Origin of the sequence: Mannheimia haemolytica (assembly GCF_004342115.1) — a bacterium.
Classification (GTDB): Bacteria; Pseudomonadota; Gammaproteobacteria; order Enterobacterales; family Pasteurellaceae; genus Mannheimia; species Mannheimia haemolytica.
On sequence record NZ_SMAC01000029.1, the window covers coordinates 1 to 22,008 of the forward strand.

Genomic DNA, 22,008 nt, shown 5'->3' on the forward strand with positions numbered 1-22,008 from the left:
GGATTTGGGTGGAAAAGAATTTAAGCTCAAATTAATCTGACAGACACGGTAATTTAAAACGGGGGACTGTCAGATTAGGTTTGATCTTCTACACTGATGTCTGCCATCTGCTAGGCATTATATATGCCTAGATTAGTTTCCTACATTTGCGTTTTTAAGGCTACGCTTCCTTGCGGATATGGTTGAGAAAAAAGTCAAGTGTTACTAATGGTTTTATAAGATGTTGGTTTGTTCTGGTGTCTGCCACCGCTAGGTCTTTATACCCTAGATTAGTATCAGGTCTTTCTGGTGCCTGCCACCGCTAGGCCTTTACATCCTAGATTAATATCAGATTGACAATGAGCCAACAACTCATTGCGTTATTAAGGTAACGCTACTTTTTTAGAACATAGACTACGATGATTGGTTCCACAAGTCAATTACTATACATTAAATGCAAATTTCATCTGCTCTTGCTCTTGGCGTGGAATACCAATTTCTTTTGCGACATTTTGCCAATTATTAACTTCTTTCAGTACTTCATCATAAATCTGTACGGCTTGTTGCTTAGATAATTGAAAAAAGTCAGCAACATCAAAGGCGAGCTGATAATCCAATCGGTTATCGCTGTCTGTTATGTTTAAATGTAATCCTTGAGATAGTGGTACTGGGTTTAAATCGTATGCGGGAGATAATATCCACCCCTCTTGAGCGTAGATAAATCCGTGGTTACGCAAATGATCATCAGTATTCGAAATAGCAATATTGAATACAATTCTTCTCCATAGTTGAGCCAAGTCAATTCGAGTATTTGAACCACTTTCTGTTAAAAATTGAGCAATCTCAAGGTAGCTTGCCTCATAGTCTCCGTCATAATAACCCAGCTGGGTTAATGCTGACGTAAAATGGCGACGTTTTCCACAATGTCGATCAAATCTTTGTGTCAAAAAAGTATGGTGTTCTTGGTTAAAGCGTTCAATTCTACAAGTAGCCATTTCAATTTTGGCTTGAATAGCCAGTCGATAAGCTAAATATTCCCAAAGAGCAATATCATAATCATCGTACCGACTTGGAAATTTGGCAATCCATAGTTGATTTAGTTCATCTATTACCGAAGCTTTTGGTCTAGCTCCGCCTAGTGACGACCCTGGTGATATCAACATATGAAGCCATTTTAAATAATCCGGATCGTCCACATTATCACTGCTTTCAAGTTGTATTGCTGCAAATTCTAATTCTCTTAAGGAAGACAGTGGTGGTGCTGCAAGACGAGTATTATTGTCCAAAAATGGACCATTCAATTCAGTTTTAAAACGTAAAGCCCCCATTCTATTCATATCGTGTACGCCTAAAAGGTAATCACTTTCTATTAGTAACTTAGGTTTACGATTCTCTTGACTAGCTAGAGCTGCCTCCCGACGTTTCATTAACAATCTACCCCATCTATCAGGGCAAGAATCTAAAAAGATATGAAAATTTTGTGTATCTGTACTGTATTGCTCTCCAGGGTAAAGGTATAAGTTAGGATCAATCTGCTGTACATAGGGTGAACTTAACCACTCGTTATCGTAGCTAAAACGGAAATTTTCTTTGCCTCTCACTACATCAGAAGAAAGCACCCCAACTAATTCAGGCTGTGAAAAAGTTTCCCAATCTGCAAACACATAAATTCGTTTATTCATCATTATTTCCTTAATAATTCAATATCTTGCAATTTACGTCCTAACTCATCATCCTTTCCAACATCAGTGAAATCTTGTTCTAGACCGAGAACACCTAAAACCATTAGGTAGTATCCAATCGCAACAGTTGGATCACCATTCATAATTTTTCTCACTGTTACACGGCTAAGCCCAGTTCTTTGAGCCAATAATGTTTGAGTAAACATTCTCCTTTTTGAGGCTAGCCTAATATTTTCTCCAAGTTGAAGCAAGGCATTTTGGTACTTAGGAAACAGAGTTGGTGATTTTGTTTTACTGAGCATTATTATTACCATTTTTATGTTTTTTGGAAATTATAATATCCATTTATAGCAATTGCAAGAGCAGTTATGTAAACAGTAAAATAGGTAGAGAGGGTTTTTCGGAAAAAAATATCTGGTGAAGTTTTGACTAAATTTGAATTAAAAGAAAAAATAGATTTTTTCAAATAAAATCAATCTAAAAAATGATTTTCAGGCTTTACAAACTTGAAAGAATGTGTAAGATCTAGAACGTCTGAAATTCGGACGGAAAATCCCAATGGATGTATTGGCTGGATACATCGTAGTAACTGTGTATTTGCGAATATGATTTGAACAATCCTACACAAACGATTCAAAATCCGCCGCCCATAAAGCGTGTCGGTTCGAGTCCGACCACTGGCACTACTCTAATATCTTTTCTTATTTACTATTAAGAATTTCTCTATTATCTTCCTATATCAATTTTTCTCAAAATATTGTATTTATAAACCCGTATAGATGGGAACTTTAGCCGTTTATGTGAGAAATGGGGCAATAATAAATCTGTCAATAAGTTACTTATTAATCGAATGAAAAGTGGATTTATTAATTAATAGGGAACACTTATTACTTGGAAGTGTTCCCTATTATTTTGAGTAAGGTAGGGGCGCTTTATATGAGTAGCTTTTTATTTCATCGAAATGCGGTGTATGGAACCCATGAGCTACTTAAGTCAATACTTTGATTAGAACGGAATATCATCATCAAAATTGTTCATTGCCGGCTCAGGCTGTGGTGCCGGTTTAGATTGCGGTGCAGCACTTTGGGTTTGGTTGTAACCATAATTGCTGTTGCCTTGATTGTAGCTATTACCCGCAGGAGCAGAATTTCCCCAACCGCCTTGCTGACCGCCCATATCATTACCTTGACGGCTACCGAGCATTTGTAGCACATCGCCTTGAATTTCGGTGGTGTAACGATCTTGCCCGTTTTGGTCTTGCCATTTACGGGTTTTTAAACGTCCTTCTACGTAAACTTGAGAGCCTTTACGTAAATATTGCCCGCATACTTCTGCTTGACGGCGGTAGAATACAATACGATGCCACTCGGTTACTTCACGGCGTTCACCGGTGTTTTTATCCGTCCAGCTTTCTGAGGTTGCCACACTAATATTTGCAACCGCTTCGCCATTTGGCATTGTACGCATTTCAGGGTCGTTACCTAAATTACCGACAATAATTACTTTATTGATACCAGCCATAAAATCCTCTGTTTGATAAATTAAACTAAAATTTGCTAAGTATTCTACCTGAAAATCCAAAAGATGAACACCAAAAAACTGATATTTTGTACAGTTTTATTAAAATATGCGATAATGATCGAAAATTGAGAAAATAGCACTGGACATTAAAAATATGCAACATATCGATATTCGTGGAGCAAGAACACACAACTTAAAAAACATCAATTTAACCTTGCCGAGAGATAAATTCATTGTAATTACCGGGCTTTCCGGCTCGGGCAAATCGTCTCTGGCGTTTGATACGCTCTATGCGGAAGGACAACGCCGTTATGTAGAATCACTGTCTGCATACGCCCGCCAGTTTCTCTCCTTAATGGAAAAGCCTGATGTGGATCATATTGAAGGGCTTTCCCCTGCGATTTCGATTGAGCAAAAATCAACCTCTCACAACCCACGTTCGACCGTAGGAACGGTAACGGAAATTCACGACTATTTACGTTTATTGTTTGCTCGAGTGGGCGAGCCTCGTTGCCCTGACCACGATGTGCCATTGGCTGCTCAAACTATTTCGCAGATGGTGGATCGAGTATTGGAAGAACCGGAAGGAAAACGGATGATGCTACTTGCCCCTGTGGTGAAAGAGCGTAAAGGCGAACACGTAAAATTATTGGAAAATTTGACCGCTAGTGGCTATTTGCGGGCTAGAATTGACGGTGAAATTTGCGATTTATCCGACCCACCGGCATTAGAATTACAGAAAAAACACACCATTGAAGTGGTGGTGGATCGCTTTAAAGTAAGGGCTGATCTAGCCACCCGTTTGGCGGAATCTTTTGAAACAGCGTTAGATTTATCCGGCTCTACCGCAATTATTGCAGATATGGACGACCCAAATGCCGAAGAAATTGTGTTTTCGTCCAGCTTTGCTTGTCCGCATTGTGGTTACTCTTTACACGAATTAGAACCACGCCTTTTCTCGTTTAACAACCCGGCAGGTGCTTGCCCGACTTGTGATGGTTTGGGCGTTGAGCAGTTTTTTGATGCCAAAAAAGTAGTGCAAAATGAAGAGGTTTCATTAGCCGCCGGTGCGATCAAAGGCTGGGATCGCCGCAGTTTCTACTATTTTGGCTTATTAAAAGCCGTTGCCGAGCATTATGGCTTTGATTTAGAAACCCCATTCGGGCAGCTACCGAAAAAATATCAAAACATTATTTTAAACGGCACTAAAGAAGAGATTGAGTTTGTTTATGTCAATGACCGAGGCGATAAGGTCAAACGTAAACACGCTTTTGAAGGGGTGCTGAATAATATGGCTCGCCGCTATAAAGAAACCGAATCAAACTCGGTGCGTGAAGAGTTGGCGAAGTATATTAATAATCGTCCTTGTATGGATTGCGAAGGCTCACGGTTACGCCGTGAAGCCCGTTATGTATTCTTAGATAAAACCAATTTGCCGATGGTTTCGGAAAAAAGTATCGGCGAGGCATTAACCTTTTTTGAAGAGCTGAAATTAGCCGGTCAGAAAGAAAAAATTGCTGAGAAAATCCTCAAAGAAATTCGTGAACGGCTACAGTTTTTAGTGAATGTCGGCTTGAATTATCTTTCTCTTTCCCGCTCGGCAGAAACCCTTTCAGGTGGCGAGGCTCAGCGGATTCGCCTTGCCAGCCAAATTGGTGCGGGTTTAGTAGGGGTAATGTATGTGCTGGATGAGCCTTCCATCGGCTTGCACCAACGAGACAATGAACGCCTACTGAATACTTTGGTGCATTTACGCAATTTAGGCAATACCGTGATTGTGGTTGAACACGATGAAGATGCGATCCGAGCCGCAGATCATATCGTGGATATAGGCCCGGGTGCCGGTGTACACGGTGGGCAAGTTATCGCACAAGGTACGGCAGCTGAAATTATGCAAATTGAGGAATCTATTACCGGACAATTCCTCTCAGGCAAGCAAAAAATTGAGATTCCGGCTCAGCGTGTGCCTTATGAGCCAACTAAATTGCTCACCTTATCGGGAGCAAGTGGTAACAACTTGAAAAAAGTGAAATTAGAGATTCCGGTTGGTTTATTTACTTGTATCACGGGTGTATCAGGTTCGGGCAAATCAACTTTAGTTAATGACACACTATTCCTTCTGGCACAGAATGCGTTAAACCGAGCGGAAAACAGCGATGTTGCTCCTTATGAATCGATTGACGGCTTATCGCATTTTGACAAGGTAATTGATATTGACCAAAGCCCGATTGGGAGAACTCCTCGCTCAAATCCGGCAACTTACACCGGATTATTTACGCCAATTCGTGAGCTTTTTGCCGGCACGCAAGAAGCTCGAGCCAGAGGGTATAACGTAGGGCGGTTTAGCTTTAATGTGCGGGGCGGACGTTGCGAAGCCTGTCAAGGTGACGGCGTGATTAAAGTTGAAATGCACTTCTTGCCTGATGTGTATGTGCCTTGCGATCACTGTAAAGGCAAACGCTATAACCGTGAAACCTTGGAAATTCGCTATAAAGGCAAAACTATTCACCAAGTGTTAGAGATGACGGTGGAAGAGGCGAGAGAATTTTTTGCCCCTGTGCCGATGATTGCCCGCAAGTTGCAAACCTTGATGGACGTGGGGTTATCTTATATCCGTTTAGGGCAATCTTCTACTACGCTCTCAGGCGGTGAAGCCCAACGGGTGAAATTGGCGACCGAGCTTTCCAAACGAGACACAGGCAAAACGCTCTATATTTTAGATGAACCGACCACCGGCTTGCATTTTGCCGATATTAAACAGTTACTCGGCGTGCTACATCGCCTGCGTGATCAAGGCAATACGATTGTGGTGATCGAACATAATTTAGATGTGATTAAAACCGCAGACTGGATTGTCGATCTTGGCCCTGAAGGTGGCAGTGGCGGCGGTGAAATTATTGCTACCGGCACACCGGAAGAAGTGGCAAAAGACAAACGTTCTCACACCGCACGCTTCTTAAAAGAGATTTTGGCTAAAGGCTAACGTTCAACACAAGCGGTCATATTTTCGGAAAATGTTGCAATTTGCAAAAAGTTGGAAAATATGACCGCTTGTTTTATATCCGGAGTTATTCCTAGTTAGCCTGTCTGATTTTGTCGAAGGCAGATTCAAGATCGCTACTGAATTGAATTTGCGGGATTTCGTTTACCGTTTTTTGTGAGCGGACTAGCATTCTCATCGGCTGAAATTGCACATTACAGAGATGAAGTTGTTGATGTGGCAACATATGCTGTACAAAGCGGGTTAGGGCGTGAATGCCACCAGCATCTAATACTGTAACGGCATCGCATTGCAGCACAATATGTTTAATTTGGTGATCGGTATGTACGGTTTTATTGTGCAGATCGGCAAAGAGATTATCGGCGGCAGCAAAAAATAACGGACCGCTGATCCGATAAACCAACACATCGTTCAAATCGGTTGGGTGAGCCATTTCAAAGGATTTAGTCATTTCTGCAATAGTACGGATAAATAGCAGGCTTGCCAGTAACACCCCTACCGTAATGGCAATTACCATATCAAATAATACCGTGAGGGTAATGCAAGTCAGTAAAACCGCAATTTCATTTTTACCTGAACGGCGGGTAAGTTGAATGATTTGTGGAATATCTGCCATATTCCAAGCTACTACCAATAATAGTGCAGCCATTGAGGAAAGAGGCAAATAGGAAAGTGCTTTAGCCAAAAAGAGTAGGGCAAATAAAACCAACAAGGCGTGAACCACACTAGAAATGGGGGAAACTGCCCCGGAACGAACATTGGCAGCCGATCTCGCAATCGCTGCTGTGGCGGTAATTCCCCCTAAAAATGGCGAGGCAATATTACCTAAGCCTTGGGCTAATAGTTCGTTGTTAGAGTGGTGCTTGGTATCTGTCATATTATCGCACACTACCGCACATAATAACGATTCGATAGCCCCAAGCATTGCCATTGAAAAGGCAGCCGGTAATAAGGCTTGAATGGTGGTTAAGTTCCAATCTATCCGATTCCCCTCTGCATTCGGGAGATTCCAAGGTAACACAAATTCAGGTAATACGCTTGGGATACCATACCCAGTGGTGCCGTCAGAGAGCGTGTAGTGGAATGCTGAGCCGATAGTGGCAACGTTTTGTCCGAAATGAATCAGCAGTAATGATAACAGCGTGCCGATAAAGACGGCGGGTAAATGCCCGGGAATAGGCAACCGTAGCTTGTGCCAACGAGTTAAAACCAACAATGTTACGACACCCACTAAGGTGTCAGCCCAATTTATGGTTGGCAATGCTGAAAAAATAGCCTCTAGCTTGCCAAGATAGTGTTCAGGCATTTTTTCAATGCTTAAGCCCAGAAAATCTTTGATTTGCAAGGTGGCGATCACAATACCGATGCCACAGGTAAAACCCAGTGTGACAGGTAGAGGAATGTATTCAATTAAGCGTCCTAATCGGAGTAACGCCATCAATACTAAAATTCCTCCGGAAAGCATTGTTGCCATGAGTAATCCACTTAAGCCAAACTGCTGCGTGACGGGGTATAGAATCACCACAAAAGCGGCTGTTGGGCCTGAAATATTAAATCTTGAACCGCCTGTTAGGGCAATCACAATCCCGGCAACAATCGCCGTATATAAACCGTGCTGTGGTGGCACACCGCTGGCAATCGCCAACGCCATAGATAACGGAATAGCAATAACGCCAACGGTTAAGCCTGAAATAATATCTCTGATTAAATGTTGTTTACCATAACCTGCATTGAGAGCATCTTTTAATGCACTAAAAGGCTTGACGGCAAGAAAAGCATTTTTAGTTAAAAACCATTTATTTAACATAGAATGTTCGAGTGAAGAGAATGTTTCGCTTATTTTACTGCAATGAATAAAATTAAATTTGAGCTAACGCAAGAAAAAGCAGGAAAGACGAAATATGTTGGAGACAAGCGGTTGTTTTAGGCGAAAAATTTGCAAATACAAATAATTAGCTGATTTTATTTTGAAAATAGCGTAAAATGCCACTTTAATTTGTACTACTATAGTAGTGCATTTGTGTGATTTCATTAACTATAATAAACAAATGGACAGTCTTATTCATTTTTTGAGTGCCTTTTTAACTAATATCACTTGGATTGGGGCGTTAGAGCTGGGGTTAATTTATTCCCTTGTTGCCCTTGGGGTATTAATTTCTTATAAAATTCTGGATTTTCCGGATCTGACCGCAGACGGCAGTTTCCCTTTAGGAGGGGCGGTGTGTGTGATCAGCATTTTGAATCAAGTTGATCCTTGGCTGGCAACTTTATACGGCACGCTTGCCGGAGCAGTAGCCGGTATGGTTACTGCAAGTTTGCATATCGGCTTTAAAATCGAAAAATTGCTTGCCAGTATTTTAATGATGATCGCACTCTATTCGATTAATCTACGCATTATGGGAATGCCGAATATTGCTATTTTAGGCGAAACCACGATTTACGATGTAATGCCGATTGAAAGCGATCTACAGTTAGCCTTAGTACGATTAGTGATGACATTGCTGGTTGTTATTATCGTAAAAGGTTTGTTTGACCTCTTTTTTGCGACCGAAATCGGTTTGGCTGTGCGGGCAACCGGTACTAATAGCCGAATGGCGAAAGCACAGGGTATTGCGATTAATAAAATGACGATTTTAGGGATGGCGATTTCTAATGCGTTAATTGCCTTAGGTGGTGCTTTGTATGTGCAAAGCAACGGTGGTGTAGATATTTCGATTGGGGTAGGAACTATCGTGATTGGCTTGGCGGCGGTAATTATCGGGGAAGCAATTTTTTCGGTAAAACGGATTATTTGGCTTACCTTTGCGGTGATTATTGGCTCAATTCTTTATCGTTTCTTCATCGCACTAGCATTAAATAACGAAACTTTAAACGGCATTGGCTTTGGCCCGCAAGATCTGAATTTAATTACGGCGTTATTGGTGGTGATTGTATTAGTGGTTCCTCGAATTAAACACAAATTGCTCGGTAAGCGAGGTTAATATGATTGAACTCAATAACTTATTTATTACCTTCAACAAAGGGACAGCAATTGAGAACCCTGTGCTGAGAGGCTTATCCCTAAAAGTTGAGCAAGGCGAATTTGTGTCGGTAATTGGTAGCAATGGGGCGGGTAAATCTACCTTATTAAATGCGATCAGTGGTGATTGTGCGGTGGACTCCGGTGAGATTTTAATTCAAGGAAATAAGGTAAACCAATCCACCACTTGGCAACGGGCAAATCAAGTCGCCCGAGTTTTCCAAGACCCGATGGCTGGCACTTGTGAAAGTTTAACGATTGAAGAAAATATGGCACTGGCTTACCAACGTGGACGTAAACGTGGGTTGGGCTTTGCGATCAAACGCCAAATGCGAGAGTTATTCAAAGACAAACTTGCTTTGTTAGGGCTAGGTTTGGAAAATCGGCTTACTGATCAAATGGGGCGTTTATCAGGCGGGCAACGCCAAGCGGTGAGCTTGCTGATGGCATCACTTCAGCCGTCTAATGTCTTATTGTTAGATGAACACACCGCGGCACTAGATCCGAAAACCACCGATTTTGTGCTTGAACTTACCAATAAAATTGTAAGAGAACAGAAATTAACCACGCTAATGGTAACGCATTCAATGCGGCAAGCCCTTGACTATGGCGATAGAACCGTGATGTTACACCAAGGGCAAGTGGCGTTTGATGTTTCGGGCGAGCAACGGCAAAAAATGGACGTGCCGGATCTGTTACAACTTTTCCAACAAAGTCGCCACGAGCAGTTGAGTGACGATGGATTATTACTCGGCAATTAATTTTGCGATCTGCATCGAAAAAATGAATTTCTCCTTTTGTTTTTGGCTGTCAAATTTTAAATAATAAGCCCAAAAGGAGGTATTCAATGTTAAGCATTTTCAAAACACCGGTAGAGAAAGAAACGCTAGACGATTGGGCTAAAATTTCGGTTGATGTAGCGAAAGTTGCGATTTTGGCAATTCCTGTTATACTTTTTGGCAAAGAACCAACGTTGATTAAATTGACTAACTTAGCATTATTGGTATTGAGTATTTATGTTTTTTTGACGCTTGGGCGAAAATTACGGCAGCTAAAGGAGGTGTTGTGATGGAACTAGGCTGGAATTTAACCATAGGTTTGCTAATTTTAAACGTCTTTGCGTTTGCTTGGCTTTATATTATTAACCGGATTTCTAAAGAACAATTATCCAAAAATCAATAATATTTAATTTTTCACAAGCGGTTGTTTTTGCAAAATATTTTGCAAATTCGACCGCTTGCCTGTTTTTAAATGACAAAATACGACGATAAAATTCAGCACGCATTTAGCGAAAATGGGTTGCTCAGCCAAAATATCAGTGGATTTCGACCACGCCAAGCACAGCTTGAAATGGCTCAAGTGGTCGCAAAAGCAGTAAAATTTGCGACACCTGTTGTGGTAGAGGCGGGAACCGGCACAGGCAAAACCTTTGCTTATCTTGTGCCGGCACTACTTTCAGGCAAGAAAACTATTCTTTCGACAGGTTCTAAAAACCTGCAAGATCAACTTTTTAATCGAGATCTTCCCACTATTCAAAAAGCCCTGAAATACAAAGGCAAAATTGCGTTACTCAAAGGGCGTGCGAACTATTTGTGTTTAGAGCGTTTAGATCAAGTGACCGCAATGGGCGTACTTGGGGATAAATCCGTTCTTACCGATTTAAAAAAAGTCAGTAAATGGCAAAATGCCACTAAAACAGGGGATTTAAGTGAATGTATTACCATTGCCGAAGATAGCCCGATTCTACCGCAGTTAGTCAGCACCACCGAGAGTTGCTTAGGCTCGGACTGCCCGCATTTTAAAGATTGTTATGTGGTACAAGCCCGCCGTAAAGCGATGGAGGCAGACGTAGTGGTGGTAAACCATCACCTATTCTGTGCTGATATGGCAGTAAAAGAGACCGGTTTTGGTGAGTTGATCCCTGAAGCTGAGCTGGTGATCTTTGATGAAGCTCACCAACTGCCGGATATTGCCAGCCAATATTTTGGGCAATCGCTTTCTTCCCGCCAGTTATTTGATATTTGTAAGGATACCAATATTGTTTACCGCACTGAACTCAAAGATCTGTCTCAATTAGGCAAAGCGGCTGATCACTTGACGAAAGTAGTGCAAGATTTCCGATTATTGATGGGCGGAGAAGGGCAGATTCGAGGCAATTTGCGAGAGTTATTTCGTGATAAAAAAGTGGTCGATGGCTTGGTAAAAGTGGCTGAAAATATTGATTTTTTAAGTGAAGTGGCGAAAAAATCGCTGGGGCGGTCGGAAATGTTGGATAAAATTTTCGAGCGGTTAGCAGAAGTTAAGGTTCAACTTAAAAAATTAATGGATACTAGTGTGACAGGCTATTGTTACTGGTATGAGGCGAATGGACGATCCTTTGGGCTGCATATTACGCCGCTTATGGTGGCAGATAAATTTGGAGAACAGTTGAAGAACCAGCAAATTGGTTGGGTGTTTACCTCAGCCACACTCGAAGTTGGGGGCAAATTCGATCATTTTTGTCAACGGCTGGGCATCGAAAATGCGGAGCAGTTGGTGTTACAAAGTCCGTTTGATTACCAACATCAATCTTTACTCTGTGTGCCCCGCTACTTGCCGGATACCAATAAATCCAATACTTTAACTGCTCTCGGGCAATTATTAAAACCGGTGATTGAGGCGAATAAAGGGCGTTGTTTCTTGCTTTGTACTTCCTATTATATGATGCGAGGTTTAGCCGACTTTTTACGCGAACACAGTTCGCTGAATGTGTTATTGCAAGGCGAAACCAGCAAAAGCCGTTTATTGGAAAAATTTGTGAAAGAAGATCACAGCGTGTTGGTGGCGACCCAAAGTTTTTGGGAGGGGATTGATGTGCGAGGCGATGATTTATCGTTGGTGATTATTGATAAATTGCCGTTCACTTCACCGGACGAACCATTACTCAAAGCCCGAATGGAAGATTGTAAGATACAGGGCGGTGATCCGTTTAACGATATTCAAATTCCCGAAGCGGTGATTACCCTCAAACAAGGTGTAGGGCGTTTAATTCGTGATGTGACCGATAGAGGTGTAGTGATTATTTGTGATTCCCGTTTGGTGATGCGAAATTATGGGCAAACTTTCTTGAAAAGTTTACCGCCGTCTAGACGCACTAGAGATTTGGGGAATGTTATTCAATTTTTGAAACAAAAATAGGGTTACAAGCGGTCAGATTTCTGCAGATTTTTGCAAAAAAACGGATAAAAATAACCGCTTGTTGAGGAGTTATATGTTGTCTACATTGCTGCGTATGGTTGCTTCTTTGGCATTGTTATTTGTGATGCTTTATTTAGGCAAGTTAATCGTTTATCTATTCCCCATCGGGATCCCGGATAGTATTTTAGGTATGCTTATCTTATTCGGCTGCTTGGTTATCGGCATTGTTAAAGTGGAATGGGTGATACCGAGCGCGAAACCGCTCACACGTTATATAACACTATTTTTCCTTCCGATTTGTGTCGAACTCATCGAACATCTTGAGCTGTTACGCCAAAATCTGAACACTTTTGTATTAGCAACGGCATTAAGCACCTTAGTTTCTGTGGTCGCGATTGGCGTGTTTGCACAGTGGATTTTTCATTACAAGAGAGGGTAAAATGAGCTATCTTTACACTGTGTTGACGGTAATCATGTTTATTGCCGGTTTGAAAATCAGCCAAAAACTCAAGAGCAGTTTTCTGAACCCTTTCTTAATTGCACTCGCTTTGCTAATTGGTGTATTACTGATTTTTAATATCCCTTACCAAGACTATTATCAAGGTAATTCCCCCTTGAATAACTTACTTGGCGTTTCTGTTGTGGCACTTGCTTACCCTTTTTATGAACAATTACCCCATATCCGTAAAAAATGGCGACAGATTGTCGTGATTTTGCTGTTTAGTACCATCATTACGATGATAACCGGGCTTGGGTTTTCATTATTATTTGGGGCAAGCCAAGAGATCTTAGCCGCCATTTTGCCTAAATCGGTATCAATGCCAATGGCAATTATTATTACGAATGAAATTAATGGAAATGTTGCAATCGCAGCGGTTGGGGTGATGATCGCAGGCTTAGTGGGATCTATTTTAGGCTTTACGCTTCTGCGCCTGGCAAAAGTAAGAAATGTGATGGCGATTGGGTTAAGTATGGGAGCTGCTTCCCACGCATTAGGCACGGCAAGATGCTTAGAGCATAGTATGAAAGCCGGTAGCTATAGTTCTATCGCATTAGTGGCTTGTGGTGTGCTGTCTTCTATATTTGCACCTTTAATATTTAACGTTATCGTCACGTTATGTTACTAAAAACAGTGAAATCTCAAACCTTATTTGGTAACTGGCTGAAATCAAGGTACAATACCGTGATTTTTCAATGAAAATAGAGAATTATGCAAGAACAAATAACACAAGAAAAAGATCTTTCTACGCTTAAAACCTTTAAGCGTTTATGGCCGACTATCAGCCCGTTTAAAGCGGGTCTGATTACAGGTGCTGTCGCTTTAGTATTAAATGCGTTAGTGGATTCTAGTCTTATCTATCTCCTCAAACCCTTGCTAGATGAAGGCTTTGGGCAAGCTAATAATGATTTTCTGAAATTGATGGCGGTGCTTGTAGTAGTTTTTATTTTAGTGCGCGGTATTACCAATTATATTGCCAGTTACTGTTTAGCTTGGGTGTCAGGCAAGGTAGTAATGACATTACGCCGCCATATTTTTCAACATTTAATGTATATGCCGGTAAGCTATTTTGATAACAACCCGACCGGGCGTTTGCTCTCACGAGTGACTTACGATACCGAAATGGTGGCGAGTTCTGCTTCTCATTCTTTAGTGACTATTGTGCGTGAAGGGGCTTATCTGCTGTCATTGTTTGTGGTGATGATCTATACCAGTTGGCAGCTTTCTATTGTGTTATTTGTGATGGCTCCTATCATTGGGGTACTGATCAGTTTCGTTTCAAAATATTTTCGTCAATTAAGTCGCAATATCCAAAGTTCAATGGGGGAGCTTACTGTCACGACAGAACAAATGCTTAAAGGGCATAAGGTGGTACTTTCCTTTGGCGGGCAGGAAATTGAGAAAGCTCGTTTTGACCGAGTCAGTAATGATATGCGGCGTAAAGGTATGAAAGTCGTTTCTGCTGATAGTATTTCTGACGGTGTGGTGCAACTTATTGCCTCTTTTGCGTTATCTGCGGTGCTTTACGTTGCGACCTTCCCTGAAGTGATGAGTGAGAATTTAACCGCAGGTTCATTCACAGTAGTGTTTTCTTCGATGATGGCAATGTTACGCCCTCTAAAATCACTCACCAATGTGAACTCACAATTCCAACGTGGAATGGCAGCCTGCCAAACATTATTTGAATTTTTAGATTTAAAAACTGAAAAAGATCACGGCTCAATCTCTGTTGTTAAAGCAGAAGGCAATGTGGAATTTAAAAACGTGAGCTTTAGTTATGAAGGCAAAGATGAAAAAGCATTAAATAATATTTCTTTCACCATTCCTAAAGGCAAAACAGTAGCATTGGTTGGGCGTTCCGGCTCGGGTAAATCAACCATTGCCAATTTGCTTACCCGTTTTTATGATGTGACTGACGGTGAAATTTTGCTTGATGGCATTAACATTCAAGATTACCGCTTAAAAAATTTAAGAGAACAATGTTCAGTGGTTTCGCAGCAGGTGCATTTATTTAACGACACTGTTGCCAACAATATAGCCTATGCTGCCACCGATAAATACACTCGAGAAGAAATTATTGTCGCTGCAAAAGCTGCACACGCAATGGAATTTATCGAAAAACTGGAAAATGGCTTAGATACAGTGATCGGTGAAAACGGAGCAAGTCTTTCCGGTGGGCAACGCCAACGCTTGGCAATCGCTCGTGCATTACTGCGAAATTCTCCTGTGCTTGTGCTGGATGAAGCCACCTCTGCATTAGATACGGAGTCAGAAAGAGCGATCCAATCTGCACTTGAAGTGCTACAGAAAGATCGTACGGTGCTGGTTATAGCACACCGGTTATCCACGATTGAAAAAGCCGATGAAATTTTGGTAGTCGATCACGGAAATATTATCGAGCGTGGCAGCCATACGGAATTGTTAGCACAAGGTGGGGCTTATAAACAACTCCATAGTTTACAATTCGGAGCCTAATTTGTAGGGGAGAAATATGTTTCTCCCCAATTAATGATAAAAACAGGGCGAAAAATATTTCGTCCCTACAATAATTTATTTGGATACTATGAAAAAACTGACAAAACTTTTATCTCTTAGTGCTTTACTGGTCTTAACCGCCTGTAATTCGGTACTAAATGCCCCAACAGAGGTGCAACAACCAACAGTACAAATTCCGCATAACGATCCACAATGGCAGCAGCATTTAGCGAAACTGAGCCAAATTCAAGGCTATACTGCAACGGGGCAATTTGGCTATATTTCGCCTGAAGAGCGTTTTTCTTCCCATTTCAACTGGCGTTATACTAATCCAATCCAATTTGGGTTAGAGCTTTCCTCGAATCTCTCGACTAAATCACTGAAATTAGAGCGTAATAAACGAGGCTTAACGGTTTCGGACAGTGAGGGTAATAGCCGTTCTGACCGTGATGTTGATGCGTTAATGCAAGAGATTATCAGTGTTTCGTTTCCTATCGATCAGTTTGCCTATTGGGTAAAAGGCTTGCCTGAAAAAGATGGCAACTATATTGTGAATGAAAAACGCCAGCTGTCGCAATTTAGTTATCCGCTTAATGGCACGCTTTGGAAAGCAAGCTATGTGGAGTATCACGAAGATCGTGTACCAAACTTACCGAAGCTGATTGTGCTTGAAAACGGCACTCAAACGTTGAAGATCCGCATTGAAAAATGGGCGTATTAATGAAGAAAGTCACCTTACCCAGCCCGGCAAAATTAAACCTGTTTTTATACATTACCAATAAGCGGGCAGACGGTTATCACGAGCTACAAACGCTGTTTCAGTTTTTAGATTTTGGTGATGAAATTGAGATTGAGATCACAGAAAGTTCAGAGGTTGAATTAATTAATCCGGTAGAAGGGGTGGCAACTGAGGAGAATCTCATTTACCGAGCAGCAAAACTTTTGCAAAAAACGACCGCTTGTAGGCAAGGCTGCCGTATTGGGATTAAAAAAAACCTACCGATGGGCGGAGGTGTTGGTGGTGGATCTTCTAATGCTGCAACAGTATTAGTCGGTTTAAATCACTTGTGGAATACCGAGCTTTCATTGGAAAAATTGGCAGAATTAGGCTTAAGTTTAGGGGCTGATGTGCCGATATTTGTTAGAGGTATGGCTGCTTTTGCCGAAGGCGTGGGGGAGGTGTTAACCCCTTGTGATCCACAAGAAAAATGGTATGTAGTGCTAAAACCAGAAGTGTCGATTTCAACCGAAGCGGTGTTTACCGACCCGAATTTACCTAGAAATACTCCAAAACGCCCCTTAGCCGAATTATTATCTTTACCGTGGGAAAACGATTGCGAAAAAGTTGTACGAGAAAAGTATTCTGCGGTTGAAGATCTTATACAAGAATTGTTACAATATGCTCAGTTTAGGCTAACAGGCACAGGTGCTTGTATTTTCGCCGAATTTGAAACAAAAGCAGAAGCCGAGCAGGTTTTTGCACATAAACCGGAAGCCGTCTTCGGTTTTGTGGCGAAAGGGCAAAATATTTCGCCATTACATCAAATGTTATTCCAAATCTAACCATCTTAACCTTAAGGATCAATCCATGACAGATATTAAACTGTTTGCGGGCAACGCAACTCCGGAACTTGCTAATCGTATTGCAAAACATCTTTATACCTCATTAGGTAATGCAACAGTTGGTCGTTTTAGCGATGGTGAAATTCAAGTACAAATCAATGAAAATGTGCGTGGAGGCGATATTTTTATTGTGCAATCCACTTGTGCACCAACTAATGATAATTTAATGGAATTGATCGTGATGGTAGATGCGCTTCGCCGTGCATCAGCTGGTCGTATTACCGCAGTGATTCCGTATTTCGGTTATGCACGCCAAGACAGACGCGTGCGTTCAGCCCGTGTGCCAATTACCGCAAAAGTGATTGCTGATTTCTTATCCAGCGTAGGGGTAGATAGAGTCTTAACCTGCGACTTACACGCAGAGCAAATTCAAGGTTTCTTTGATGTGCCGGTAGATAACGTATTTGGTTCCCCTGTGTTAATCGATGATATTTTGAAAAAATCCGATTTGGTCAACCCTATCGTGGTTTCTCCAGATATTGGTGGGGTTGTTCGTGCAAGAGCGGTGGCAAAATTATTAAATGATACCGATATGGCAATTATTGATAAACGTCGTCCAAAAGCGAATGTATCACAGGTAATGCACATTATCGGTGATGTGGCTGATCGTGACTGTATTTTAGTTGATGATATGATCGATACTGGTGGTACTTTAGTCAAAGCGGCTGAAGCGCTGAAAGAACGTGGCGCCCGTCGTGTCTTTGCTTATGCCACACACGCGGTATTTTCAGGCTCAGCAGCTCAAAATTTAGCGAATCCTGCTTTAGATGAAATTGTAGTAACTGATACTATTCCACTGAGTAATGAGATTAAAGCATTAGATAAAGTACGTGTTTTAACATTATCCGGTATGTTAGCAGAAGCAATTCGCCGTATTAGCAATGAAGAATCCATTTCAGCAATGTTTGATGCCTAATTTATGAGATAAAAACCCAGTCGAAAGATTGGGTTTTTCATATCTGTTCACTACTATATTTAGTTTAAGATAATTTGTATGTATTCCCTGATTCGTAAATTACTTTTTGCACTAGATACGGAAAAAGCACATCAATTCTCTATTCAGGCACTTGCTTTAGCCGGAAAATCGCCTTTTTCGATTCTGCCAACACCCGATAATCCGACCCAAGTAATGGGACTCACGTTTAAAAATCCAATAGGGCTTGCAGCCGGAGCGGATAAAAACGGTGAAGCGATAGATGGTTTTGGGAAATTAGGATTTGGGTTTATTGAGGTTGGGACTATTACTCCTCTCGCTCAAGACGGAAACCCTAAACCGAGGCAATTTCGTATTGTAGATGCAGAGGGAATTATTAACCGCAATGGATTTAATAATAAAGGCGTTGATGTTTTAGTAGAAAATGTAAAAAATGCAACCTATAGTGGTATTTTAGGTATTAATATTGGAAAAAATGCGGTTACACCAATTGAGCATAGCTTTGATGACTACCAAATTTGTTTGCGTAAGGTTTACCAATATGCTGATTATGTGGCGGTGAATATTTCATCACCCAATACCAAAAATTTGCGCAGTTTACAATATGGTGAGGCATTAGATGATTTGCTGCGAAACCTCAAAAATGAGCAGGCACAACTTTCGCAAAAAATGGGGAAATATCGACCGCTTGTTTTAAAGATTGCGCCTGATTTAACCGATGAAGAAATCGTTTCTGTAGCCGATAGTCTTATTCGTTACCAAATTGATGGGGTGATTGCCGGCAATACTACCTTGTCTCGTGAAAGTATTGCCGGATTACCGTATTCGGAACAACTGGGTGGATTAAGTGGCAAGCCATTACACTCATTAAGTACAAGGTTAATTTCAAAATTATCTGCCGAGTTGGGCGAGAGAATACCAATTATAGGTTGTGGGGGAGTCCATTCGTTAGAGAGTGGGCAGGAGAAAGTGAATGCAGGTGCTAGTTTATTGCAAGTCTATTCCGCAATGATTTACCAAGGACCATCATTAATTCAAACCTTAGCCAAACACCTTCAGCTGAACAGTTAGGGATAGATTTCTAGTTAAAAATGATTGGTTAGGTTTATTTCTGCCATCTTAGTGGAATAGATGGCGGTATTAGCTATCTATCAAAAATAGACAAAATTGCCTATTTTTGCTATCTTGCACTGCAAATTTATCTACAAAATTTAAACAAATTTTATAAAATTATATAAAAATCGTTTAAAATCAAATAGATAATAAGTTTTAATCATGATTTTTAGTATATGCCTCAAGAGAGGTTTAATTCGGAAATTGTTGTTTTACTGAAATTTTTTCGATAAGAATTGGTCTAAAAATCACCAAACAAACAAAATTTGTTAAAATTTTGTTATTTATCACCTCAATCGTTAATTTATAAGGAAGAATACTATGTCAGAGAACTTAAGAAATGACGTAGATCCAATCGAAACTCAGGATTGGTTAGCATCACTCGATTCATTAATTCGTGAAGAAGGTTTAGAGCGCGCTCAATTTATCATTGAACAAGTTATTAGCCAAGCTCGTGCAGGTGGCGTGGCATTACCAACAGGCGTAACAACAGATTATGTCAATACTATCCCTGTTTCCGAGCAGCCAGCTTATCCGGGTGATCATAAAATCGAACGTCGTATTCGTTCTGCGGTACGTTGGAATGCGATTGCGGCAGTACTTCGTAGCCAGAAGAAAGATCTTGACTTAGGTGGTCATATTTCAACTTTCCAATCTGCGGCAACTATGTATGAAGTGTGTTTTAACCACTTTTTCAAAGCACCAACCGAAAAAGATGGTGGTGATTTAGTGTTCTTCCAAGGCCACGCAGCACCGGGTATGTATGGTCGTGCGTTCTTAGAAGGTCGTATTACCGCAGAACAAATGGATAACTTCCGTCAAGAAGCATTTACAGACGGTTTATCTTCTTACCCACACCCTAAATTAATGCCTGAATTTTGGCAATTCTCTACCGTATCTATGGGTTTAGGACCGGTAAATGCTATTTACCAAGCTCGTTTCTTAAAATATTTAGAAAACCGTGGCCTAAAAGATACTTCGGCTCAAAAAGTATATGCATTCTTAGGCGATGGCGAAATGGATGAAATCGAATCTAAAGGTGCATTATCATTCGCCGGTCGTGAAAAATTAAATAACTTAATCTTCACTATTAGCTGTAACTTACAACGTTTAGACGGTCCGGTTAACGGTAACGGCAAAATCGTGCAAGAATTAGAAGCACTCTTTACCGGTTGTGGCTGGGAAGTGATTAAAGTGTTATGGGGTAGTGGTTGGGATAAACTGCTTGAAAAAGATACTTCAGGCAAACTTAAACAGTTAATGATGGAAGTGCTTGATGGTGACTATTTAACCTTCAAATCCAAAAATGGCGCTTACGTTCGTGAACACTTCTTCGGTCGTTACCCTGAAACTGCAGCATTAGTTGCTGATATGACAGACGATGAAATTTGGGCATTACGCCGTGGTGCACACGATTCTGAAAAACTTTATGCAGCCTATGCAAAAGCACAAAAATCGGACAAACCGGTTGTAATTTTAGCTCACCAAGTGAAAGGCTACCGTATTCCTGAAGCGGAAAGTAAAAATACTGCTCACCAATCGAAAAAAATGTCATTAGATAGCTTAAAAGGCTTCCGTGACTACTTCGAGCTACCATTAACCGATGAGCAAGTAGAAAGCCTAGAGTATGTAAGATTCCCTGAAGGTTCTGAAGAGTACAACTACTTACACGGACAACGTAAAGCCTTAAACGGTTATGTGCCTGTACGTAAACCGAAATTTACGGTTGATTTCAAAGTGCCTGAATTAAGCGAATTCCAAGCATTATTGGATGAGCAACCACGTGGTATTTCAACCACAATGGCGTTCTCTCGTGTATTGAATACTTTATTGAAAGATAAAAATATCGGTCAGCAAATCGTACCTATTATTGCGGACGAAGCCCGTACTTTCGGTATGGAAGGTTTATTCCGTCAAATCGGTATTTATAACCCACATGGTCAAAACTATGTACCGTCAGACCGTGATTTAGTAGCTTACTACCGTGAAGCAAAAGATGGCCAAGTGTTACAAGAAGGTATCAATGAGTTAGGTGCAACAGCATCTTGGGTGGCAGCAGCGACTTCTTATTCTGTTAGCAACTTACCGATGATCCCATTCTTCATCTACTACTCAATGTTTGGTTTCCAACGTGTAGGCGATATGATGTGGTTAGCCGGTGACCAATTAGCTCGTGGCTTTATGATTGGTGGTACTTCAGGTCGTACAACATTAAACGGTGAAGGTTTACAACACGAAGATGGTCATAGCCATATTCAAGCAGGTGTAATCCCGAACTGCGTCACTTATGACCCTGCATTTGCCTTTGAGGTTGCGGTTATTGTTCAAGACGGTATTCGTCGTATGTATGGTGAAAACCAAGAAGATATCTTCTACTACATTACTACCTTAAATGAAATTACCGAACAGCCGGCAATGCCGGCAGGTGCGGAAGAAGGTATCCGTAAAGGTTTATATAAATTTGAAACTGTTGAGGGTAAAGGTAAAGGTCACGTACAATTATTAAGCTCAGGTGCAATTATGCGTCACGTGCGTGCAGCTGCACAAATTCTCGCGAATGACTACGGCATTACAGCAGATGTATTCTCAGCACCATCATTCAATGAATTAGGTCGTGATGGAGCAGATGTGGCTCGTTGGAACTTATTACACCCAACTGAAACACCACGTGTACCGTACGTTGCTCAAGTGTTACAAGATTTACCAACTGTTGCTTCAACCGACTATATGAAAATGTACGCAGAGCAAATCCGTGCTTATGTACCAAGTAAACACTATCACGTGTTAGGTACAGACGGTTTCGGTCGTTCAGACAGCCGTGCAAACTTACGTGAACACTTCGAAGTTGATGAGCGTTATGTAGTAGTTGCAGCCCTCGCTCAATTAGCGAAAGAAGGTACAGTTGAAAACAAAGTGGTTGCGGAAGCTATTACTAAATTCGGCTTAAATGTAGATCGTATTAACCCATTATATGCGTAATTTCTA

17 protein-coding genes are annotated in these 22,008 nt (G+C 41.1%); 13 read left to right on the plus strand and 4 right to left on the minus strand.

Annotated elements, in window-relative coordinates:
- Positions 1-422 precede the first annotated feature (422 nt).
- From EDC41_RS10525 to EDC41_RS10535, 3 genes are all read right to left on the minus strand, one after another.
- Positions 423-1,661: a type II toxin-antitoxin system HipA family toxin gene (locus tag EDC41_RS10525; protein ID WP_020824045.1), complete on the minus strand. Its 1,239-nt coding sequence runs from the start codon at positions 1,659-1,661 to the stop codon at positions 423-425.
- A gap of 2 nt (positions 1,662-1,663) precedes the next feature.
- The gene (locus EDC41_RS10530) at positions 1,664-1,963 is read right to left on the minus strand and encodes a helix-turn-helix domain-containing protein (RefSeq protein ID WP_006253266.1); all 300 of its coding nucleotides are present in this window, start codon (positions 1,961-1,963) and stop codon (positions 1,664-1,666) included.
- Between the two features lie 703 nt (positions 1,964-2,666).
- Entirely contained in the window at positions 2,667-3,182 is a 516-nt protein-coding gene (locus EDC41_RS10535; RefSeq protein ID WP_006253491.1) for a single-stranded DNA-binding protein, read from the minus strand.
- Positions 3,183-3,336: 154 nt separating this feature from the next.
- On the opposite strand from EDC41_RS10535, the gene uvrA reads away from it, so the two are divergent.
- On the plus strand, positions 3,337-6,165 hold the full coding sequence (gene uvrA / locus EDC41_RS10540; RefSeq protein ID WP_006250511.1) for an excinuclease ABC subunit UvrA: 2,829 nt from the start codon (positions 3,337-3,339) through the stop codon (positions 6,163-6,165).
- Between the two features lie 91 nt (positions 6,166-6,256).
- Here the strand turns inward: uvrA and dauA are convergent, their stop codons facing one another.
- Complete coding sequence (gene dauA / locus EDC41_RS10545; protein WP_006249416.1) at positions 6,257-7,990, minus strand: C4-dicarboxylic acid transporter DauA; 1,734 nt, start codon at positions 7,988-7,990, stop codon at positions 6,257-6,259.
- 241 nt (positions 7,991-8,231) lie between these two features.
- Here dauA and EDC41_RS10550 point away from each other — a divergent pair, with 241 nt between their 5' ends.
- The 12 genes from EDC41_RS10550 to aceE all read left to right on the plus strand — a co-directional run bounded on the left by EDC41_RS10550 (position 8,232) and on the right by aceE (position 22,002).
- A complete protein-coding gene (locus EDC41_RS10550; RefSeq protein WP_006253136.1) occupies positions 8,232-9,164 on the plus strand; it encodes an ABC transporter permease in 933 nt (310 codons plus the stop codon).
- Between the two features lies 1 nt (position 9,165).
- Positions 9,166-9,963, plus strand: a complete 798-nt coding sequence (locus tag EDC41_RS10555; RefSeq protein ID WP_006250509.1) for an ABC transporter ATP-binding protein — start codon at positions 9,166-9,168, stop codon at positions 9,961-9,963.
- A gap of 86 nt (positions 9,964-10,049) precedes the next feature.
- A complete protein-coding gene (locus EDC41_RS10560; RefSeq protein ID WP_006250508.1) occupies positions 10,050-10,271 on the plus strand; it encodes a hypothetical protein in 222 nt (73 codons plus the stop codon).
- 182 nt (positions 10,272-10,453) lie between these two features.
- Positions 10,454-12,379: a DNA repair helicase YoaA gene (gene yoaA / locus EDC41_RS10565; protein WP_006250506.1), complete on the plus strand. Its 1,926-nt coding sequence runs from the start codon at positions 10,454-10,456 to the stop codon at positions 12,377-12,379.
- 73 nt (positions 12,380-12,452) lie between these two features.
- Positions 12,453-12,818, plus strand: a complete 366-nt coding sequence (locus EDC41_RS10570) for a CidA/LrgA family protein (RefSeq protein WP_006250186.1) — start codon at positions 12,453-12,455, stop codon at positions 12,816-12,818.
- 1 nt (position 12,819) lies between these two features.
- Positions 12,820-13,506, plus strand: coding sequence for an LrgB family protein (locus EDC41_RS10575; RefSeq protein WP_006253134.1), 687 nt, complete (start codon positions 12,820-12,822; stop codon positions 13,504-13,506).
- A gap of 83 nt (positions 13,507-13,589) precedes the next feature.
- The gene (gene msbA / locus EDC41_RS10580) at positions 13,590-15,353 is read left to right on the plus strand and encodes a lipid A ABC transporter ATP-binding protein/permease MsbA (RefSeq protein ID WP_006250503.1); all 1,764 of its coding nucleotides are present in this window, start codon (positions 13,590-13,592) and stop codon (positions 15,351-15,353) included.
- A gap of 88 nt (positions 15,354-15,441) precedes the next feature.
- Complete coding sequence (gene lolB, locus EDC41_RS10585; RefSeq protein WP_006250502.1) at positions 15,442-16,074, plus strand: lipoprotein insertase outer membrane protein LolB; 633 nt, start codon at positions 15,442-15,444, stop codon at positions 16,072-16,074.
- Positions 16,062-16,916 (plus strand): 4-(cytidine 5'-diphospho)-2-C-methyl-D-erythritol kinase, encoded by an 855-nt coding sequence (gene ispE / locus EDC41_RS10590; protein ID WP_006250501.1) that lies wholly within the window; start codon positions 16,062-16,064, stop codon positions 16,914-16,916. The genes lolB and ispE overlap by 13 nt, the downstream gene beginning before the upstream one ends.
- 25 nt (positions 16,917-16,941) lie before the next feature.
- Positions 16,942-17,892, plus strand: a complete 951-nt coding sequence (locus EDC41_RS10595) for a ribose-phosphate pyrophosphokinase (protein ID WP_006250500.1) — start codon at positions 16,942-16,944, stop codon at positions 17,890-17,892.
- A 78-nt stretch (positions 17,893-17,970) separates the two neighbouring features.
- Positions 17,971-18,981: a quinone-dependent dihydroorotate dehydrogenase gene (pyrD, locus tag EDC41_RS10600; protein ID WP_006250219.1), complete on the plus strand. Its 1,011-nt coding sequence runs from the start codon at positions 17,971-17,973 to the stop codon at positions 18,979-18,981.
- A gap of 363 nt (positions 18,982-19,344) precedes the next feature.
- The gene (gene aceE, locus EDC41_RS10605) at positions 19,345-22,002 is read left to right on the plus strand and encodes a pyruvate dehydrogenase (acetyl-transferring), homodimeric type (RefSeq protein ID WP_006250217.1); all 2,658 of its coding nucleotides are present in this window, start codon (positions 19,345-19,347) and stop codon (positions 22,000-22,002) included.
- Positions 22,003-22,008 lie beyond the last annotated feature (6 nt).

Coding starts and splice junctions, on each gene's coding strand:
- ispE (WP_006250501.1), top strand. CDS start 16,062: ATGGGCGTATTAATGAAGAAAGTCACCTTACCCAGCCCGGCAAAATTA.
- yoaA (WP_006250506.1), top strand. CDS start 10,454: ATGACAAAATACGACGATAAAATTCAGCACGCATTTAGCGAAAATGGG.
- EDC41_RS10550 (WP_006253136.1), top strand. CDS start 8,232: ATGGACAGTCTTATTCATTTTTTGAGTGCCTTTTTAACTAATATCACT.
- pyrD (WP_006250219.1), top strand. CDS start 17,971: ATGTATTCCCTGATTCGTAAATTACTTTTTGCACTAGATACGGAAAAA.
- dauA (WP_006249416.1), bottom strand. CDS start 7,990: ATGTTAAATAAATGGTTTTTAACTAAAAATGCTTTTCTTGCCGTCAAG.
- EDC41_RS10560 (WP_006250508.1), top strand. CDS start 10,050: ATGTTAAGCATTTTCAAAACACCGGTAGAGAAAGAAACGCTAGACGAT.
- aceE (WP_006250217.1), top strand. CDS start 19,345: ATGTCAGAGAACTTAAGAAATGACGTAGATCCAATCGAAACTCAGGAT.
- msbA (WP_006250503.1), top strand. CDS start 13,590: ATGCAAGAACAAATAACACAAGAAAAAGATCTTTCTACGCTTAAAACC.
- EDC41_RS10525 (WP_020824045.1), bottom strand. CDS start 1,661: ATGAATAAACGAATTTATGTGTTTGCAGATTGGGAAACTTTTTCACAG.
- EDC41_RS10555 (WP_006250509.1), top strand. CDS start 9,166: ATGATTGAACTCAATAACTTATTTATTACCTTCAACAAAGGGACAGCA.
- EDC41_RS10570 (WP_006250186.1), top strand. CDS start 12,453: ATGTTGTCTACATTGCTGCGTATGGTTGCTTCTTTGGCATTGTTATTT.
- uvrA (WP_006250511.1), top strand. CDS start 3,337: ATGCAACATATCGATATTCGTGGAGCAAGAACACACAACTTAAAAAAC.
- lolB (WP_006250502.1), top strand. CDS start 15,442: ATGAAAAAACTGACAAAACTTTTATCTCTTAGTGCTTTACTGGTCTTA.
- EDC41_RS10535 (WP_006253491.1), bottom strand. CDS start 3,182: ATGGCTGGTATCAATAAAGTAATTATTGTCGGTAATTTAGGTAACGAC.
- EDC41_RS10595 (WP_006250500.1), top strand. CDS start 16,942: ATGACAGATATTAAACTGTTTGCGGGCAACGCAACTCCGGAACTTGCT.
- EDC41_RS10575 (WP_006253134.1), top strand. CDS start 12,820: ATGAGCTATCTTTACACTGTGTTGACGGTAATCATGTTTATTGCCGGT.
- EDC41_RS10530 (WP_006253266.1), bottom strand. CDS start 1,963: ATGCTCAGTAAAACAAAATCACCAACTCTGTTTCCTAAGTACCAAAAT.